Raw genomic sequence first — 16,807 nt, forward strand, 5'->3', positions numbered from 1 at the left:
TCTTTAACCATACCCTAAAGGTATTCCTATGCTAGATTTGCACAAGCTTCATGCCTTTGTTGTGGTTGTTGAAGAAAGAAATATTACCCACGCGGCAAACCGATTATTTATTCAACAGCCGCCTTTAACGCGTTTACTCAAAAAACTGGAAGAAGAACTCGGTACACAATTACTTGTTCGACAACCACGAGGGATTGAACCGACCGAAGCAGGTTTAGCATTATTTAAAGAAGCACAAATTTTATTAGAGCATGCCAAGCATATTCCTAAATTAGTTCAAGATGTCAGCCAAGGTAAAACAGGACAACTCAATATTGGTTTTACAAGTTCTGCAGGCTTGCATCCACTGATTTCATTAGTATTGCGCTCCTATCGAGAAATATATCCAGGGGTACAAACCAAACTTGAAGAAGCAGGCAGCCAAAAGCAATTAGATCGGTTAATCTCGGAAAAACTTGATATCGCCTTTTTAAGAGCTCCGATTAGTCGTGATATTGGGTTAAAACATCTTCATATATTAGATGAGCCAATGATGGTGGCATTGCCTATAGGGCATCCACTTACGCAAAAAGAAAAAATTAGTTCAAGTGACTTATCAGATGAAAATTTTGTTTTATACCGTCGTTCTTCGGGACAAGGTTTATATGACAACATTTTATATAGCTGCTACCAAGCGGGTTTTAGCCCACGTATTATTCAGGAAGCACCTCGACCTACCGCAACATTAAATTTAGTTGCTGCTGGAATTGGTATAACTATTGTACCAGCCTCAATGCATAACTTCTGGGACCATGAAATTATTTATCGCGAATTTGATAGTTCAATAAAACTTAATGCTCCTCTTTACTTGATTACAAGAGAAAATGAAAATTCAGCCAAAGTTTCAAACTTTATTAATTTATTACAAAAATTATTACCAACAATTACGTAAGCAAAAAATTACTCAATAAAAAATGCCCCTATCGGAGCACTTTTTATTGAGTAAAACAGTCTATTTTTGGTTCACTCGTTTAGATAATTCTTCTGCCGATTCTTTACGTTCCGAATAGCGATCTGTCAGATATTGTTTTTGTCCACGTGTTAATAAAGTGAACTTATAGAGTTCCTCCATTACATCGACAATTCGGTCATAGTAAGAGGATGGTTTCATACTTCCATCTTCTTCAAATTCTAAAAAAGCTTTAGCAACTGAGGACTGATTTGGGATCGTAATCATACGCATCCAGCGCCCTAAAATGCGCATTTGATTCACAGCATTGAAAGATTGAGAACCTCCACTAACTTGCATAACTGCTAAGGTTTTACCTTGTGTTGCACGAATTGCTCCACCAGCTAAGGGAATCCAATCAATCTGAGCTTTTAAAATCGAACTCATTGCACCATGACGTTCTGGTGAACACCAAACCATACCTTCTGCCCAAGCCAAAAGCTCATGCAACTCTTGCACTTTAGGATGATCTGTTTCTGCATCCTCTGGTAAAGGTAAACCTTTAGGATGAAAGATTTTAACCTCGACACCTAAATATTCAAGAATTCGTCCAGCCGTCAACACAGCAAAACGACTGTAAGAACGCTCACGATTAGACCCATATAGCAGTAAAATGCGTGGTGGATGTTCAAGTTGCTGTGCTTGCACTTGTTCCAAAGTAGGCTTATCTAAAAGATTTAATGCCACATTGGATAAATCATTGTTAAGACTGTTCATGTGAGAAATACTTTTTCTTTAGCCAAAGAGAAACTGAAACGAGTGAAATTAAAACCGGAACCTCAACTAATGGTCCTATGACTGTAGTAAATGCTACAGGTGACGCTAAACCAAATGTTGCAATCGCAACGGCTAAAGCGAGCTCAAAGTTGTTACCCGCAGCGGTAAATGAAATAGCAGTGGTACGTGGGTAGTTATTTCCCATACGTTTACTCATAAAGAAGCTAATGAAGAACATCACCACAAAGTAAATCGTCAGTGGAATCGCAATTCGCAGTACATCTAAAGGTAAGCTCACCACCTCACCACCTTTTAAGCTGAACATCGCCACAATGGTAAAAAGTAATGCAATCAAACTAATCGGACTGATTTTTGGCAAGAATTTAGTTTGATACCAATCTAATCCTTTTGCTTTCACTAAAATGAGTCGCGTTAGAAAACCCATTAAAAATGGAATACCTAAATACACCAACACAGCATGGGTAATGGTCCAGAAATTCACATCAATGACTTGTCCTGCCACACCAAAATAAGGCGGCAAGAAAGTTAAGAAAAGCCATGCATAAGTACTAAAGAATAAAATCTGGAAGATACTGTTAAAAGCAACTAAAGCAGCAACATATTGGTTATCCCCACATGCCAAACCGTTCCAGACCAATACCATTGCAATACATCGTGCCAAGCCTATCAAGATTAGACCTGTCATATATTCCGGATAGTTATGCAGAAAAATAATCGCTAAAGCAAACATCAAAATTGGAGCAATTAACCAGTTTTGTACTAAAGACAAAGCCAACGTTTTTTTATCTTTAAATACTTCCGGTAAAGCTGCGTAATCTACCTTTGCCAAAGGTGGATACATCATTAAAATTAAACCAATTGCAATCGGAATATTGACGTTATCTACACTGAGTTGATTCAAAGAAACCGAGGCTTGAGGAAAGAAAACACCTATTGCCACCCCTAAACCCATGGCAATAAAAATCCATAGCGTCAGATTCCGGTCTAAAAAAGAAAGCTTTTGCTTAGTCATCTCGGCTCTCTTACTCAATATGAGAGATTTTATTAATCTCAGTAATCAAATGTGAACGGTTTAAGTTCGCAACATCAAGTGCAAACAATGCATCTAAACGACGGTTGATATGATCTACAGTCTCTTGGAAAGCTTTTAATTTTTCTTCTTTTGGCAAGTCCAAATGAGATGGATCACTTAAGCCCCAGTGTGCTTTGATTGCACCGCCTAAATAAAGTGGGCATGCTTCTTGTGCAGCAGAATCACAGACTGTAATCACAACATCTGGTTGATACTGCTCGCAGTCATCAATGGTTTTGCTCCATAGCCCATCTGTTGAAAGGCCTAAGTTTTCAACAGTTTCAATGGTTAATGGATGTACCTGTCCTGATGGTTTACTGCCTGCGCTATATGCTTTCCAACTTTCTGGCGCACGGCTATTAAATAAAACTTCCGACAAAATGCTACGACAACTGTTTCCTGTACACAAAAATAAGAATTTCATGATCTTACTCACAATAAGTTGAAATAGAAGAAAACTGTGAAGATGATTGATTCACTAAACTTTCATCTTGGTTTCCTATAATTTTCAAAACTTCAACGGCCCAACTTGGTAAATCTGGGTTGACGCTGTAATACACCCATTGCCCTTGTCTTGAGTCAAGTAAAATGCCATGAGTACGTAATAGCGCTAAATGTCGGGAAATTTTTGGTTGGCTTAAATCAAGTTGCTCGGTCAGTTCACAAACACATATGTTTTGTTTGCTTAAAACCAATTTAAGAATGCTTAACCGAGTAGGGTCCGAAAGACATTTAAAAAAATCGACTTGAGTGATCATGTCAGCAACAATTCATATTCGTTATTGCAAATATACGGATATCCATATATAAATGCAATATCTTAATTCGGCGATAAATTTGTCATGACTGAGCTAGTGAAGATTTACCATAACCCTGTTTGCGGAACCTCACGTAATACGCTGGCACTTATTCGTCACGCTGGGATTGAACCCATTGTTATTGAATATTTACAGACACCTCCTAGTAAAGATGAGCTTACTCAACTCATTTCACAAGCTGGATTAACTGTTCGTGATGCAATTCGTAAAAATGTTGATCCATATAAAGATTTAGATTTGGGACAAGACCGCTGGACAGATGAACAGTTAATTGATTTTATGATTCAGTACCCAATTTTAATCAATCGCCCGTTTGTGGTGACGTCAAAAGGTACACGTCTGTGCCGCCCTTCTGAAATTGTCCTTGATATTTTAGATTCAGAAAACTTAGGCTTTTTTGCAAAAGAAGATGGTGAAGTAATCATTAATGAACAAGGTCAACGAGTAAAATAATTTAAGATTCTCATCAATATAAAAAGCTAAATGGCGCAATACCATTTAGCTTTTTTGTTAAATGAAAACGGTTAAAAGTAGGACTTAATAAAAGGAAGGAGTTGTTCTCCTATCACCATGCCTAATAAACCGACTAATGCAACAAGAGGTGGAGCTGGCGACTTCACATTTAAAACATAATATAAGACACCAACGAGCAACCCTACAGCCAAAGATAATAAGTACATTTTCATGGTACATACCTTAGAGAACCAAGCCATTTAAAGCAGCAGGTTCCCATACTGTTTTATTTAAAATGCAAAACACGAACAACCCAGTGCGCCCCAGAAAGATTTTTTATCTTTATCATTTACAGGAACATCAAGCATCCATGAGTGGCTATGTCCATGCATGCCACAACTGCTAGCACATTCACACAATGCACTTTGTGACTGTAATGATTGATTCGAAGGTGCATTACGGTTTTCAGATAAACGCCATTGTCCACCAAAGCGTTTTACTGGCGACCATGTTGGTGATGCTGGTGGTAATGGTGGATCATCTTGCTTAAACTCTGCTCCGGCATACACAACGTTTCCACCTAAAACAGTGAGCACAGACTCAATCCACTGAATATCATCTGCCTCAACTTTGAAGTAGTCATCAGACAATACAACCAGATCGGCAAGTTCGCCTGCTGTTAGTGAGCCTTTGACATCTTTTTCACCTGAAAACCAAGCCGAACCTTTGGTCCAGAGCATAAGCGCTGTTTGGCGATCTAACAGATTTTTTTCATCATACAAAGGTAAACCACCAACAGTTTTACCTGTGCTCAACCAATATAAGCAAACCCAAGGGTTATAAGATGCAACACGTGTTGCATCTGTTCCCGCACCTACAGGAACACCGAGCTCTAACATTTTCTTAACTGGTGGCGTTGCTTGAGCAGCTTCTGCACCATAGCGTTTTACGAAAATCTCACCTTGATATGCCATACGGTGTTGAATGGCGATACCACCGCCCAACGCGCCAATACGCTCAATATTACGTTCAGATACGGTTTCGGCATGGTCAATAATAAATCGAGTTGCAAATGGCTGTTTTGAATTTACTTTTTCAAATACATTGAGTAATCGGTTAATACTTTCATCATAGGTTGCATGAATACGAAATGGCCATTTCTTTTCAGATAAATGCTCTACAATGGCTTCGAGTTCACCTTCCATTTTTTCTGGTAAATCTGGACGCGGCTCATAGAAATCTTCAAAGTCACCCGCCGACCAAGTCAGGTTCTCACCCGCTCCATTCATTCTAAATAGTTCATCACCATCGCCTGGGAATGTCATTTCTGTCCAGCGACGATAATCATCAAGCTCCTGACCTGCCTTTTGAGCAAATAAATTGTAAGCAATTCGCACCGTCATTTGATTTTGATCATGCAATTGCTTAATCACATCATAATCTTCAGGATAGTTTTGCCCGCCGCCACCCGCATCGATTGCAGAAGTAATACCTAATCGATTGAGTTCACGCATGAAATGACGAGTTGAATTGACTTGATCTTCAACTGGCAATTTCGGTGCTTTGCCCAAGGTCGAATATAAAATCATAGCGGATGGAGTTGCGAGCAATAGACCTGTTGGCTCACCCTTTTCATCTCGTACAATCTTGCCGCCGGGCGGGTCTGGCGTGTCTTTATTAAAGCCCAATACATCAAGCGCAGCTCGGTTCAACAAGGCGCTAGCATATAAATGTAAAACAAATACTGGAGTATCAGGAGCGGCTTTATTAATTTCTTCTAAAGTCGGTAAACGCTTTTCGGCAAACTGGAATTCAGTCCAACCACCAACCACACGTACCCATTGCGGAGCTGGAGTATTATCGGCTTGTTCCTTGAGTAAGCGTAGTGCATCCGCTACAGAAGGTACACCTTCCCAGCGCAGTTCCATATTGTAATTTAGGCCACCACGAATAATATGTAGATGACTGTCATTTAGACCCGGTATAACGCGACGACCATTTAAATCTACAACTTTGCTCGTCGCTGATGCCAGCTTCATGATCTCATCATTTGTGCCGGTGCGTACGACTTTACCATCTGCTATAGCAATTGCTTGTACTTCTGGATTTTTAAGATCTAGTGTGGTGATTTTACCGTTTATAAGTATGAGGTTTATTTCGGTCATTCTGAACTCCATTCTTGTGAATTATCGTTCTAAAAAATAAAGGCATATCCGTATTAATATCACTTCAATATTGAATACTAGACATGCCTTTACCTAAATAAGTACTATTTTATTTTGCAGGAACTGGTGCAAGTACTTCGTGTTTTGATGTGGTACGTTCAGGTGCCTTATGTACCATCGTATAAGCATAATCAACGCCCATACCATAAGCACCAGAATGCTCACGTACAATTGCCATAACTGCATCATAGGTATCACGGTGTGCCCAATCACGTTGCCATTCAAGTAATACTTGTTGCCAAGTTACTGGAACAACACCTGCTTGAATCATACGTTGCATGGCATAGTCATGTGCTTCTTTCGATGTACCACCAGAAGCATCCGCAACCATATAAATTTCATAATCACCTTCAAGCATGGCACCAAAAGCAAAAGTGTTATTGCACACTTCAGTCCACAAACCCGAAACAATCACTTTCTTACGGTTATTTTTTGCAAGTGAATCACGTACTTTTTGATCATCCCATGAATTCATTGAAGTACGTTCTAATAATGGAGCATCGGGAAATACATCTAAAAGCTCAGGATAGGTATGACCAGAGAAGCTTTCAGTTTCAACCGTGGTAATAGTGACAGGAATATTGAAAGTTTTAGCTGCTTTTGCTAACCCTACCGTATTATTTTTCAATACTTGGCGGTCTATTGACTGTACCCCAAAAGCCATTTGTGGCTGGTGATCAATAAAAATAACCTGACAATTCGTTGGTGATAGTTGTTCTAAAAGTGATTTATTCATGGGTAAACTCCATTATTCCTTATGAGTAGTGCATTAAAATTGCTTACTGGTCACTATCAAAACAGATAAAAATGTAAAAGCATAGACAGCAAATCAGCACGAATCTGTATCCTGTACGAATACAATAAAAACAATGATTGCTTTTTAATTTTTATAGTTTAATCATTGATATATATTTTTTTTAACTTTCGCTTATCCATGGATCGATTAGACTGTATTTCCACTTTTGTAAGTGTCGTAGAACATGGTAATTTTAGTAGTGCAGCCAGAGCACTCGATATCTCTCGTGACTTGGTTGCCAAACGCGTTTGCTACCTCGAAAATGACCTAAAAACCACGCTATTAACCAGAACTACAAGACAGATGAACCTCACCTCTTGTGGAGAAAAGTTTTATCAACATAGCAAAGTCATTTTAAGTGAGTTTGAATGGGCTGCCTATGAAATTAGCTACAACCAGCAGTACCCTGAAGGAGAACTCAAGCTCAATACACCAATGTCTTTTAGCAACATTTTTCTTCAAAATATAATTTCAGACTTTATTGAAAAATACCCCAGTATCAAAATTGATTTGTTCATGACCGATCAGTTATTAGACATGAATAATAATAAATTTGATTTAACAATTCGTGTAGATGGCTCTCCTCCAAATTTGGCAAATAGTAAAATATTAAATACCTATCAACGATATTTATATGCAACGCCTGAGTATTTTAATCAGCATGGATTACCCGCCTCTTTAGAGGAACTCAAAGATCATAAATTTTTAATTTATTATCAAGATAGCCGTCATAAGAAGTTGATTTTCCAAAAAGATCAAAAAGAAGTGTCCTTTAATTGTTTCCCTGTGATGACCTGTAATAATGGTGAATTATTATTAGATATGTGCCTAAAAGATCACGGTATTGTCTTTCTTCCAGAGTTTATTGCAGAGCCTTACTACAAGGAAGGTAAATTACAGAAATGTTTGGAGGACTACACCAGTCAGCCACTTCACTTATATGTGACATGGCCAAACCGTAAAATTTTGTCGAAGAAAGTAAAACTATTTATCGATTTTTTAACACATCAAATCGCTCCTATAAAATAAGTGGTCTGGGCCTTTTCTATAAGAATTGGCCCACTTTTTTAGTTGGTTTGAGTAGCTTCAATCTTCTTATTTTTAAATAAATTTAATAAATTTTGCTCTGCTGTTACTACGCTGTTTTCTTCAATAAATGTCGTCGCGTAGTGTTCTAAATGTTTTTCCATCAGTTGTGTGGCTCGTTTTTCATCGCCTTGTTCAATAGCATCTAAAATTGCACGATGTTCATCTGCCGAACAATTATTATGTTTTGGAATTTCATACAAACCAATTAACAATGATGTTCTCGCAATAAGTGTCTGCAAATAACTGGTCATAATCGTATTCTGATTTGCTTCAACAAGCTTTAGGTGAAATTTACCTGATAGCTTAATCCACTCAGCCCAATTTCCAGCTAAACGCTCATGAGATTCTTGATCGACTAAAGCTCTAAGCTCACTAAAATCTAAGTGATGAGACTTTTGTGCAAGTTTTTTTACCGTGGCGATTTCAAGCATGCTGCGTGCTTCAAAGACCTCTTTTGTTTCATCAAGGCTATGTTCTGCTATGAGTGCCCCACGATTGGGCTGTATTTCGATGACTCTATCATGGGCGAGTTTAACAAAAACGCGTCTTAAGACTCCCCGTGTCACACCAAATGCTTCACATAATGGCGCTTCAACCAAGCGTGCTCCATGTGTAAGTTGCCTATTTAAAATGGCATCTACAATAGCGTTATATATATGGTCATCAATTTCATCATTGCTCATTTCTAGGGCTTTTTTTGGTGCATTCGATGGCATTGATTTCTCCATTTTTATTAACGCCCTCTCTTTTTTAAAACATTATTTAATTTGAACAGTGTATGTCCAACTTAACCATTTGGAAATATTTCTCTCATAAGAACAATATCTATGCTGGAAGATCTATTCAAGATTTAACATTATAAGATTGTTCCATTCCTTTAAATTTACTCATTTTTTTATAACAGATTAAGCAAACCAACTTTCATTCATTTACCTCTAAATACACAAACTATTAGTTGAACGGAAAAACTCACAAGCTTTGATTTCAGAATTTGGCATAACTTTTGCTCAATTAAGATTGTGCACAATTTAAATATCAGATTGCACACAATCTTAATTTCATTCTTTTAGACAGAAGTCCAAAGCTGCTGAAAGTACCCACCATCTTAGGGAAGTGAGCGTTCAAGATGAATAATAGCGAAGCAATAATTAAACCTTCTTATGATGCAAAACTGACAAATCAAGACTTAGCCCCTTTAAAAAAGCAAACATGGGGTGCTTACAATATTTTTGCCTTCTGGATGTCTGACGTTCATAGTGTCGGTGGTTATGTTATGGCTGGAAGCCTTTTTGCACTTGGGCTGAATAGCTGGCAGGTACTTTTATCTTTACTCATCGGTATTGCAATTGTTCAGTTTTTTACAAATCTGATTGCCAAGTCTAGCCAACAAACAGGTACTCCCTATCCTGTTATTTGTCGTGCCACTTTCGGTGTGCTTGGTGCAAATATTCCTGCCATTATTCGTGGCCTTATTGCTGTTGCATGGTATGGCATTCAAACCTATTTGGCCTCAAGTGCATTCTTATTGGTCATTTTAAAGTTCTTTCCGGAATGGTCAGTCTATGCAGATGTTTCAAATTATGGATTTCTTGGACTGTCTGTTTTAGGATGGATCGGCTTCATGCTGCTTTGGCTACTACAAGCTATTGTTTTTTGGTCTGGCATGGACAGCATTCGTAAGTTCATAGACTGGGCTGGCCCCGCGGTTTATATCGTGATGTTTGCTATGGCAGTATGGCTCATCTGGAAAGCTGGATGGCAAAATATTGATTTAAACTTGAGTGGTGTTCAATACGACGGTTTCGCAGTTGTACCTGTCATGATTGGTGCTATTGCTCTTGTTGTTTCATATTTTTCAGGGCCTATGCTGAACTTTGGCGACTTCGCTCGTTACGGCAAAAGTTTTAGTGCCATTAAAATGGGTAACTTTCTTGGTTTACCCATTAATTTTTTAGGCTTTTCTTTACTTACCGTGGTTTGTATTGCAGCAACACTACCTGTTTACGGCAAACTCATTACCGACCCTGTCGAAATGGTGGGCAAATTGGATAACACTTTTGTAGTCATTTTAGGCAGCTTGACCTTAATGATTGCGACCATCGGGATTAATATTGTCGCTAACTTTGTTTCGCCTGCCTTTGATTTTTCGAATGTTTCACCGAGCAAAATTAGCTGGCGTATGGGTGGAATGATTGCAGCAGTAGGTTCAATTTTCATCACCCCATGGAATCTGTTTAATAATCCTCAAGTGATTCACTACACCATTGATATTTTAGGCGCATTTATCGGCCCACTTTTTGGCGTATTGCTAGCTGATTTTTACCTCGTGAAAAAACAAAAAATCTTAGTAGATGACTTATATACCTTAGACGCTAAGGGTTTGTATTGGTATAAAAATGGTTATAACCGTTCTGCTTTTTATGCCTTAATTCCAGCTTCATTAATTCCTGTTTTGTGCGTGCTTTTACCGCAATTATCCGCGCTTGCTAATTTCACTTGGTTTATTGGCATGGGGCTTGGTTTTGTGATTTACCGATTTCTTAACCAACCGCTTACTCATGCAAAATCTGTAATGACTAAGGTATAAGTACAATGAAAATTAAAATTATTAACCCCAATACCACTCAAAGCATGACAGACAAAATTGCTGCTTCTGCAAAGATAGTCGCGGGGGCTGATACTCAAATTATTGCAGTGAGTCCTCAAATGGGCCCTGCAACGATTGAAAGTTATTATGATGAAGTATTAAGTGCAGTAGGTGTGCTGGAGGAAATCCGACAAGGTGAACAGCTAAATGTAGATGCCTATATTATTGCCTGTTTTGGTGACCCTGCGCTTTATGCTGCCCGTGAAATTACTTCAGCACCTGTAATTGGGATTGCTGAAGCAGCCATGCGAACTGCAAGTTATGTGAGTACTGGGTTTAGTGTAGTCACTACATTACAGCGGACAGTGAATATGAGTTGGCATCTGGCTCATCGCTATGGCGCTACGCCATTTTGTAAAAATGTTCGAGCTTGTGATATCGCAGTTGCAGAGTTGGAGCTTCCTGACTCAGACGCCTACCGAATTGTACGAGATGAGTGCAAAAAAGCACTAGTAGAAGATAAAAGCGATGCGATTGTTTTAGGCTGCGCAGGCATGAGTGATTTGTATCTAAAGCTACAAAATGAGTTGGGAGTGATTGTTATTGATGGCGTTGCAGCAGCAGTTAAACAAGCAGAAATGTTAGTTCAGTTAAATTTAAAAACCAGCAAAGTTGGTGATTGGGCCTCACCTCCTGTAAAGAGTTACACAGGCATATTATCAGGATTTGGAATGCGCTAAAGAGTTATTGTTTCAATTCCAACTCAAAACGCTGCGTTGGAATTGAAACGGCTGAAAACCAAAGAATTAAACCTCGGCTAACTCTGGCTGTTGTTCTTCTTTATAAAATGGCACATCACCGTTAATAGTTGCACGGTGCATGATGCGATGAGCATCGCCATAATCAAATAATGCTTTATGTTGTGTGCAACGGTTATCCCAAATCGCGATATCACCATCTTGCCACTTCCAACGCAAATGAAATTGCTCTTGGGTCGCATGTTCAAACAAGAAATTAAGTAATTGCTCACTTTCTTGTTCAGGTAACTCATTAATGCGAGTGGTAAAGCCTTCACTTACGAACAACAAAGGCTCACCTGTAACCGGATGAGTACGCACCACTGGGTGAACCACTGGCGGGTTACGCTTAAAGGTTTGTAAAAGCTTTTCACGTTCTTCATCGTTATGGGCAAAACGCTCAAGTGGAAAAGATTTACGAATATCGTGTGTTGCCGTTAAACCACGTAATTTTTGCTGTAATTCAAGCGGAAGGCCTTTAAAAGCTGCTGTATTACTCGACCATAATGTATCGCCACCTACAGGTGGAATTTTAATGGCTTGCAACACGCACCCTAATGGTGGGTTTTTGCTAAAAGTCACGTCTGTGTGCCAGAGTTCATTGTCACGCAAATCTTGTTTCCAACTGTCGAGCACCATGACTTCTGGTACATCTTCAATAGAAGGATAAATCGGGTGCACATGTAAGGTGCCAAAACTACGTGCCAAATCTGCTTGTGCTTGAGGCGCTAATTGTTGCTTTCGAAAAAAAATGACCTGATGATCAAGCAAAGCCTGCTGGATTTGTTGCGTCATCTGTTCATTTAACGCATTCAAATCAATATCGTGAATAATTGCGCCAATGGTAGGCTTGATCACTTCAATATTTAAGTTTGCTACTACTGTATTCATCTTCTTTACTACAACTGCTGACCATACCAAGGAGAAAACTGTTTTTGTAACCAACGTAAAAACAGCTCAAAACTAACTGCGACAATCGCAATCACAATAATGCCCAAAATCACCGTATCGGTAATTAAGAACTGTGCTGCCGACTGCACCATAAACCCAATACCGCGGTCCGCTGCAACCAACTCCGCTGCAACCAATGTTGACCAACCTACCCCGAGACCAATACGGATACCGGTAATAATATGAGGTAAAGCTGTTGGCAAAATGACATGCCAAAAGACTTGTGACTGACTTGCTCCTAGCGACAAGGCAGCTCGTTCACGATTAAGCTGATGGCTCAACACACCATGCGCACTACTAATAATGACAGGCGCCAAAATCGAGAAGAAAATCAAAAGTACTTTTGTGGTTTCGCCAATACCGAACCAAATTACGAGTAATGGCAAATAAGCTAACGGTGGAATTGGACGTAATAATTCAACCAAAGGATCTAAAACTGCACGTACCCATTTGTTCAACCCCATCCATAAACCTAAGGGAACACCAATCACCACAGCAGCAATCAAAGCTAAAAATACACGAGAGATACTGGCTGCTAAGTGTTGCCACAAGGTTGCCTTCATAAAGCCTTCTTGGCTTACCGATATAAATTTTTGCCATACTGCCTGTGGGCTAGGTAAAAACAGTTCAGGTACGATATGCAAAGCAGTAATGAGAAACCAGAGCGCAACAACGCTTCCCACACTGATTATGCTTACCACCAGAGTTCGATGTTTCTCAAAAAATGACGATAAAAATGAAGGATTTTCTGTTTGCACATCTGGCTTAAGTTTTAGCCCTGCTTTGTCATATTCATAGACGTTATCTTTAGTGCTCATGTGGTTAACGCCTCCTTACCGCTTTGCTTTTGTGCCCTTAAACTTTCAAATAGCTGTTCTCTAAGCTGAATAAATTGAGGGTCAGATTTAATCGAGCGAATAGACTCGCCCTGACGATATCGCTTCGCAAAATCGAGATGTAGAGTTTCTACAATTTTGCCTGGATGAGCTGTCATCAGAACTAACTGATTGCTGAGCAACAATGCTTCTTCAATGTCATGGGTAATTAAAAAGAAGCTTTTATTTTGCTGAATCCATAAATCGAGCACTAACTGCTGCATGTTTTCACGTGTAAAAGCATCGAGTGCTGCAAAAGGTTCATCTAATAAAATAAATGGCGCGTGACTAATCAAAGCTCTTGCAATGCCGACACGTTGTTTCATACCACCGGAAAGCTCCCAGATATTGGCTTTTTCAACGTGACTTAAACCCACAATTTTTAAAATTGCGCCCACTTGCGCTTCGATATCCGCACGCTTTGAACCTTTTAACTGCAAAGCGAAGCCAACATTATCTGCAACATTCAACCAAGGAAGTAATGCATGATCCTGAAACACCACAGCGCGGGTTACATCTGGTCCATTTACGACTTCATGATTTACAAGCACATCACCGGAACTTGGCTTTTGAAAACCAGCCAAGATATTAAGCAAAGTTGTTTTGCCACAACCCGACTCACCTAAAATGACAGTTAAAGAACCTTCTTCAATCGTTAGGTTAATGTCTTGTAAAACTGGCTTTTGCTGTTTAGGAAAAGTCAGATGAATATGTTTGGCTTCTAATACACTCATGACAACTCCTTAAGGCTGCAAAAATGAAGAGTTCACATTGCCTTTATAATCGGCTTTAAGTTGGTCGACTTTGCCCTGACCTTTTAAGAACTTCGCAGTATCAAAAATATTTTGCGCAAATTCACCATCTAAAGTTTGTTTTTGCTGAGCGTGGTCAAGGTAAATATTTCCACTTAATAAAAGCGGGATATCTTTTGGATCAGAACCTGTTAACTGAGCAATTTTCTCAACGTTATCGGCATTTTTAACGTAAGTAGCTGGGTCTTGATTATATTTTTCGAGTTGCTCAAGTGTGGTTTTAACAAAAGCTTTTAAGAAATCAGGGTTTTTCTCTGCAAAGTCTTTACGTACCACCCATAAATCGTAGGTTGGAGCACCCCATTCACCCACTTGTTTTGAATCAGTTAAAACCGTGCCAGATGCTTTAGCTTTACTTAAAGCTGGTTCCCATACATAGGCAGCATCAATATCACCACGTTCCCAAGCAGCTGAAATTTCAGGTGGACGCAAGTTAATAATTTTTACTTTATCTTCTGGAATATTCCAATGTTTAAGCGCAGACAATAGGCTGTAATGCGTAGTTGAAACAAAAGGTACTGCAATGGTTTTACCAATTAAATCTTGAGGGGTTTTAATGCCTGATTTATTACTTACTACCAATGCTTCAGATGCACCAAGTTTTGAAGTAATTAAAAATACTTCAATCGGTAAATCACGGCTTGCCGCAGCTGCAAGTGGGCTTGATCCAATATTTCCAAGCACAACATCACCTGAAGCCAGAGCGTTTACAACGTCTGAGCCGGCATCAAATTTTTTCCATTGAATGGTACGTTGACTATGCTTTTCATATTCCCCATTTGCTTGTGCCACTTTGCTTGGGTCAACCCCAGTTTGATAAGCAATGATGACTGGTTTGCTGTCACCAACTGAAGCACTTGTATTATTGTCTTTCTTATTTTGCCATACGATAAATGCAACAATTGCTACAACCACAATTGCCGTGATAATCAACGGTTTGGTCTTTGTGCTCATAATTTCATGATCTTTCAATAATATAAGCCCATGGTATGCAGCCGCCTTTATAATGAAAAATAAAAAAATATGAGTTGCTTATCAGGTTTTTATAAATAACTTTTCCTTATAAGTTTTTATCTTTTGGTAAAAAGAAAATATCAAACAAACTTACAGGTTAGAGGTAAAATTAAAATACTTATATATCAATAATTAAAAACGATATTCAAAAAATACATGATGATGAACACCTGACACACACCCTCTAATTATTTTATCCTACTCATTTCATCATTTTTGTTTTTGCTTATCGCAACCAGAGTTTTGCATCTAATTAATTTTCATTCTTTTATATAAAGTACAGATTTTATTATCTTTTTATCTTTAATCTTCTGCAAATATTGAGATTTGGACAAATCTTTTTCTGGTTTATACATGAGGCAAATTTAATTTTTATTTTTTAAGAGGAGAAAGAATCTTTTGTTTAAACATCCCACAACTTTCAAAAAAATATTCATCGCAACGACTTTAATTACATTCAGCCTTTCAAGTCATGCAGCCCTTACCTTTGGTAATGCTGAAGAAGGCCAACTTAAAGTGAGTGGTACTGTTCGGGCTAAATATGTTTATGATTTTGACTCTGAACCTTCTACGAGCAAATTTTCCTTTAACGACGCAGTATTATGGTTGGACTACAACTCCCCGAAATGGATTGGTCGTTTAGATTATCGGGTTTATGAATATTACGGGCGTCTAGGCGATGCCAATTGGCTGACCGATGCATGGATGGGTTATAAAATTAATGACAACAGTAAAATTATTGCTGGCTTAAACCCCGTTCCTTTTGGCTTGGGTCGCTTTTGGGGAAATACTTATTACTTAGGGATTGCCAATAGTGCAGGTTGGGAAGATGTGCATAACCTTGGGGTGAAATATGACTTCAATGATGGAATCAATGAAGCACAACTCGCCTTTTACCCGACCGATGGTGGTACCTATAGAGGTAAAAGCAAAGACTCAAGCCGATTTAGTATCAACCCTGTCAATGCAGATGACTCTGTACCGCAAGGCACCAATACCAAAGAAAAGAACTCCATTGTTGTTCGCGGTGCTCATACCTTTAAAAATGTTCTAGGCCAAGAAAATTTCTCTACCCAACTTGGTGCCTCTGCGTGGTATTCCACCATTGAAAACAAACGTTCAGGACAAGATGGCGATCGCCAAGTGTATTCAATTTTTAGCAATACCAATTATAACCAATGGAATTTACAGCTTTTGGCTGGTTATCAAGACATTGATAATGCCGACACTGAATATAAAGATCATCTGACTCTGGGCGGTTTCGATTATTCATTTAACTCTGCAACCAAAGGTCAAATTTATTCAGCCGAACTCAGCTATTTATTTCCTCAGCAGTTTGGCCCGATTACTTCAGTTCGCCCGTACCTAAACTATAGTTCTTATCGAAAAGAACAAGATGGCTTTAAAGACTCAACCCGTTTTATACCCGGCATTGCGTTTAATTATCAAAAATTGACAGTACAAGCCGAGTTGCTAGTTGGCAAACATGATCCATATTTAGGCGATAGCGAAGGTCTGGCAGCTGGTGGAACCAATGATAAATGGAATAAAAAAGCGTTTGTGATTTTTGCTTATTATTTCTAACCCACAAA

Annotated in this window: 18 protein-coding genes; 6 read left to right on the top strand and 12 right to left on the bottom strand. The window is 38.8% G+C overall.

Translation table 11 applies throughout. The features are described 5' to 3' along the window. Positions 1-28: 28 nt before the first annotated feature. The gene (locus RMB13_RS18240; RefSeq protein ID WP_017390491.1) at positions 29-931 is read left to right on the top strand and encodes a LysR family transcriptional regulator; all 903 of its coding nucleotides are present in this window, start codon (positions 29-31) and stop codon (positions 929-931) included. 60 nt (positions 932-991) lie between these two features. On the opposite strand, the gene arsH is transcribed toward RMB13_RS18240, so the two are convergent. The 4 genes from arsH to RMB13_RS18260 are packed head-to-tail and all read right to left on the bottom strand — an operon-like array spanning position 992 to position 3,556. Beyond that, positions 992-1,705 (bottom strand): arsenical resistance protein ArsH, encoded by a 714-nt coding sequence (gene arsH, locus RMB13_RS18245; protein ID WP_311085978.1) that lies wholly within the window; start codon positions 1,703-1,705, stop codon positions 992-994. Further along, positions 1,692-2,738, bottom strand: coding sequence for an ACR3 family arsenite efflux transporter (gene arsB / locus RMB13_RS18250; protein WP_311085979.1), 1,047 nt, complete (start codon positions 2,736-2,738; stop codon positions 1,692-1,694). Before arsB ends, arsH begins: the two co-directional genes overlap by 14 nt. A gap of 10 nt (positions 2,739-2,748) precedes the next feature. Continuing rightward, complete coding sequence (locus RMB13_RS18255) at positions 2,749-3,222, bottom strand: arsenate reductase ArsC (protein WP_311085980.1); 474 nt, start codon at positions 3,220-3,222, stop codon at positions 2,749-2,751. A 4-nt stretch (positions 3,223-3,226) separates the two neighbouring features. Next, on the bottom strand, positions 3,227-3,556 hold the full coding sequence (locus RMB13_RS18260; RefSeq protein WP_005041303.1) for a metalloregulator ArsR/SmtB family transcription factor: 330 nt from the start codon (positions 3,554-3,556) through the stop codon (positions 3,227-3,229). A gap of 84 nt (positions 3,557-3,640) precedes the next feature. Here RMB13_RS18260 and arsC point away from each other — a divergent pair, with 84 nt between their 5' ends. Beyond that, positions 3,641-4,069 (top strand): arsenate reductase (glutaredoxin), encoded by a 429-nt coding sequence (arsC, locus tag RMB13_RS18265; RefSeq protein WP_311085981.1) that lies wholly within the window; start codon positions 3,641-3,643, stop codon positions 4,067-4,069. A 71-nt stretch (positions 4,070-4,140) separates the two neighbouring features. On the opposite strand, the gene RMB13_RS18270 is transcribed toward arsC, so the two are convergent. The 3 genes from RMB13_RS18270 to RMB13_RS18280 all read right to left on the bottom strand — a co-directional run bounded on the left by RMB13_RS18270 (position 4,141) and on the right by RMB13_RS18280 (position 7,030). After that, a complete protein-coding gene (locus RMB13_RS18270) occupies positions 4,141-4,302 on the bottom strand; it encodes a DUF1427 family protein (protein ID WP_000784879.1) in 162 nt (53 codons plus the stop codon). Positions 4,303-4,359: 57 nt separating this feature from the next. Further along, positions 4,360-6,234, bottom strand: coding sequence for an amidohydrolase (locus RMB13_RS18275; RefSeq protein WP_311085982.1), 1,875 nt, complete (start codon positions 6,232-6,234; stop codon positions 4,360-4,362). Positions 6,235-6,343: 109 nt separating this feature from the next. Further along, on the bottom strand, positions 6,344-7,030 hold the full coding sequence (locus RMB13_RS18280; RefSeq protein WP_001043290.1) for a hydrolase: 687 nt from the start codon (positions 7,028-7,030) through the stop codon (positions 6,344-6,346). Between the two features lie 198 nt (positions 7,031-7,228). Between RMB13_RS18280 and RMB13_RS18285 the strand changes: the two genes are divergently transcribed. After that, on the top strand, positions 7,229-8,119 hold the full coding sequence (locus RMB13_RS18285) for a LysR family transcriptional regulator (RefSeq protein WP_003651276.1): 891 nt from the start codon (positions 7,229-7,231) through the stop codon (positions 8,117-8,119). A 38-nt stretch (positions 8,120-8,157) separates the two neighbouring features. On the opposite strand, the gene RMB13_RS18290 is transcribed toward RMB13_RS18285, so the two are convergent. Then, the gene (locus RMB13_RS18290) at positions 8,158-8,907 is read right to left on the bottom strand and encodes a GntR family transcriptional regulator (RefSeq protein WP_311085983.1); all 750 of its coding nucleotides are present in this window, start codon (positions 8,905-8,907) and stop codon (positions 8,158-8,160) included. A gap of 398 nt (positions 8,908-9,305) precedes the next feature. On the opposite strand from RMB13_RS18290, the gene RMB13_RS18295 reads away from it, so the two are divergent. Next, positions 9,306-10,766 (top strand): NCS1 family nucleobase:cation symporter-1, encoded by a 1,461-nt coding sequence (locus tag RMB13_RS18295; RefSeq protein WP_311085984.1) that lies wholly within the window; start codon positions 9,306-9,308, stop codon positions 10,764-10,766. 5 nt (positions 10,767-10,771) lie between these two features. Then, positions 10,772-11,506: an aspartate/glutamate racemase family protein gene (locus RMB13_RS18300; protein ID WP_311085985.1), complete on the top strand. Its 735-nt coding sequence runs from the start codon at positions 10,772-10,774 to the stop codon at positions 11,504-11,506. Between the two features lie 66 nt (positions 11,507-11,572). Here the strand turns inward: RMB13_RS18300 and tauD are convergent, their stop codons facing one another. From tauD to tauA, 4 genes are read right to left on the bottom strand one after another with little or no spacing between them, the layout of a single operon-like run. Further along, the gene (gene tauD / locus RMB13_RS18305; RefSeq protein ID WP_311085986.1) at positions 11,573-12,454 is read right to left on the bottom strand and encodes a taurine dioxygenase; all 882 of its coding nucleotides are present in this window, start codon (positions 12,452-12,454) and stop codon (positions 11,573-11,575) included. A gap of 8 nt (positions 12,455-12,462) precedes the next feature. After that, complete coding sequence (gene tauC, locus RMB13_RS18310; RefSeq protein WP_311077116.1) at positions 12,463-13,332, bottom strand: taurine ABC transporter permease TauC; 870 nt, start codon at positions 13,330-13,332, stop codon at positions 12,463-12,465. After that, on the bottom strand, positions 13,329-14,123 hold the full coding sequence (locus RMB13_RS18315) for an ATP-binding cassette domain-containing protein (protein ID WP_311085987.1): 795 nt from the start codon (positions 14,121-14,123) through the stop codon (positions 13,329-13,331). The genes tauC and RMB13_RS18315 overlap by 4 nt, the downstream gene beginning before the upstream one ends. Positions 14,124-14,132: 9 nt before the next feature. Then, positions 14,133-15,173, bottom strand: a complete 1,041-nt coding sequence (gene tauA, locus RMB13_RS18320) for a taurine ABC transporter substrate-binding protein (protein WP_311077118.1) — start codon at positions 15,171-15,173, stop codon at positions 14,133-14,135. A gap of 441 nt (positions 15,174-15,614) precedes the next feature. Between tauA and RMB13_RS18325 the strand changes: the two genes are divergently transcribed. Continuing rightward, positions 15,615-16,799, top strand: coding sequence for a hypothetical protein (locus RMB13_RS18325; protein WP_311077119.1), 1,185 nt, complete (start codon positions 15,615-15,617; stop codon positions 16,797-16,799). Positions 16,800-16,807: the final 8 nt, after the last annotated feature.

It is taken from the genome of Acinetobacter sp. V102_4, from assembly GCF_031799005.1.
GTDB lineage: Bacteria > Pseudomonadota > Gammaproteobacteria > Pseudomonadales > Moraxellaceae > Acinetobacter > Acinetobacter calcoaceticus.

Coding starts and splice junctions, on each gene's coding strand:
- RMB13_RS18240 (WP_017390491.1), top strand. CDS start 29: ATGCTAGATTTGCACAAGCTTCATGCCTTTGTTGTGGTTGTTGAAGAA.
- arsH (WP_311085978.1), bottom strand. CDS start 1,705: ATGAACAGTCTTAACAATGATTTATCCAATGTGGCATTAAATCTTTTA.
- arsB (WP_311085979.1), bottom strand. CDS start 2,738: ATGACTAAGCAAAAGCTTTCTTTTTTAGACCGGAATCTGACGCTATGG.
- RMB13_RS18255 (WP_311085980.1), bottom strand. CDS start 3,222: ATGAAATTCTTATTTTTGTGTACAGGAAACAGTTGTCGTAGCATTTTG.
- RMB13_RS18260 (WP_005041303.1), bottom strand. CDS start 3,556: ATGATCACTCAAGTCGATTTTTTTAAATGTCTTTCGGACCCTACTCGG.
- arsC (WP_311085981.1), top strand. CDS start 3,641: ATGACTGAGCTAGTGAAGATTTACCATAACCCTGTTTGCGGAACCTCA.
- RMB13_RS18270 (WP_000784879.1), bottom strand. CDS start 4,302: ATGAAAATGTACTTATTATCTTTGGCTGTAGGGTTGCTCGTTGGTGTC.
- RMB13_RS18275 (WP_311085982.1), bottom strand. CDS start 6,234: ATGACCGAAATAAACCTCATACTTATAAACGGTAAAATCACCACACTA.
- RMB13_RS18280 (WP_001043290.1), bottom strand. CDS start 7,030: ATGAATAAATCACTTTTAGAACAACTATCACCAACGAATTGTCAGGTT.
- RMB13_RS18285 (WP_003651276.1), top strand. CDS start 7,229: ATGGATCGATTAGACTGTATTTCCACTTTTGTAAGTGTCGTAGAACAT.
- RMB13_RS18290 (WP_311085983.1), bottom strand. CDS start 8,907: ATGGAGAAATCAATGCCATCGAATGCACCAAAAAAAGCCCTAGAAATG.
- RMB13_RS18295 (WP_311085984.1), top strand. CDS start 9,306: ATGAATAATAGCGAAGCAATAATTAAACCTTCTTATGATGCAAAACTG.
- RMB13_RS18300 (WP_311085985.1), top strand. CDS start 10,772: ATGAAAATTAAAATTATTAACCCCAATACCACTCAAAGCATGACAGAC.
- tauD (WP_311085986.1), bottom strand. CDS start 12,454: ATGAATACAGTAGTAGCAAACTTAAATATTGAAGTGATCAAGCCTACC.
- tauC (WP_311077116.1), bottom strand. CDS start 13,332: ATGAGCACTAAAGATAACGTCTATGAATATGACAAAGCAGGGCTAAAA.
- RMB13_RS18315 (WP_311085987.1), bottom strand. CDS start 14,123: ATGAGTGTATTAGAAGCCAAACATATTCATCTGACTTTTCCTAAACAG.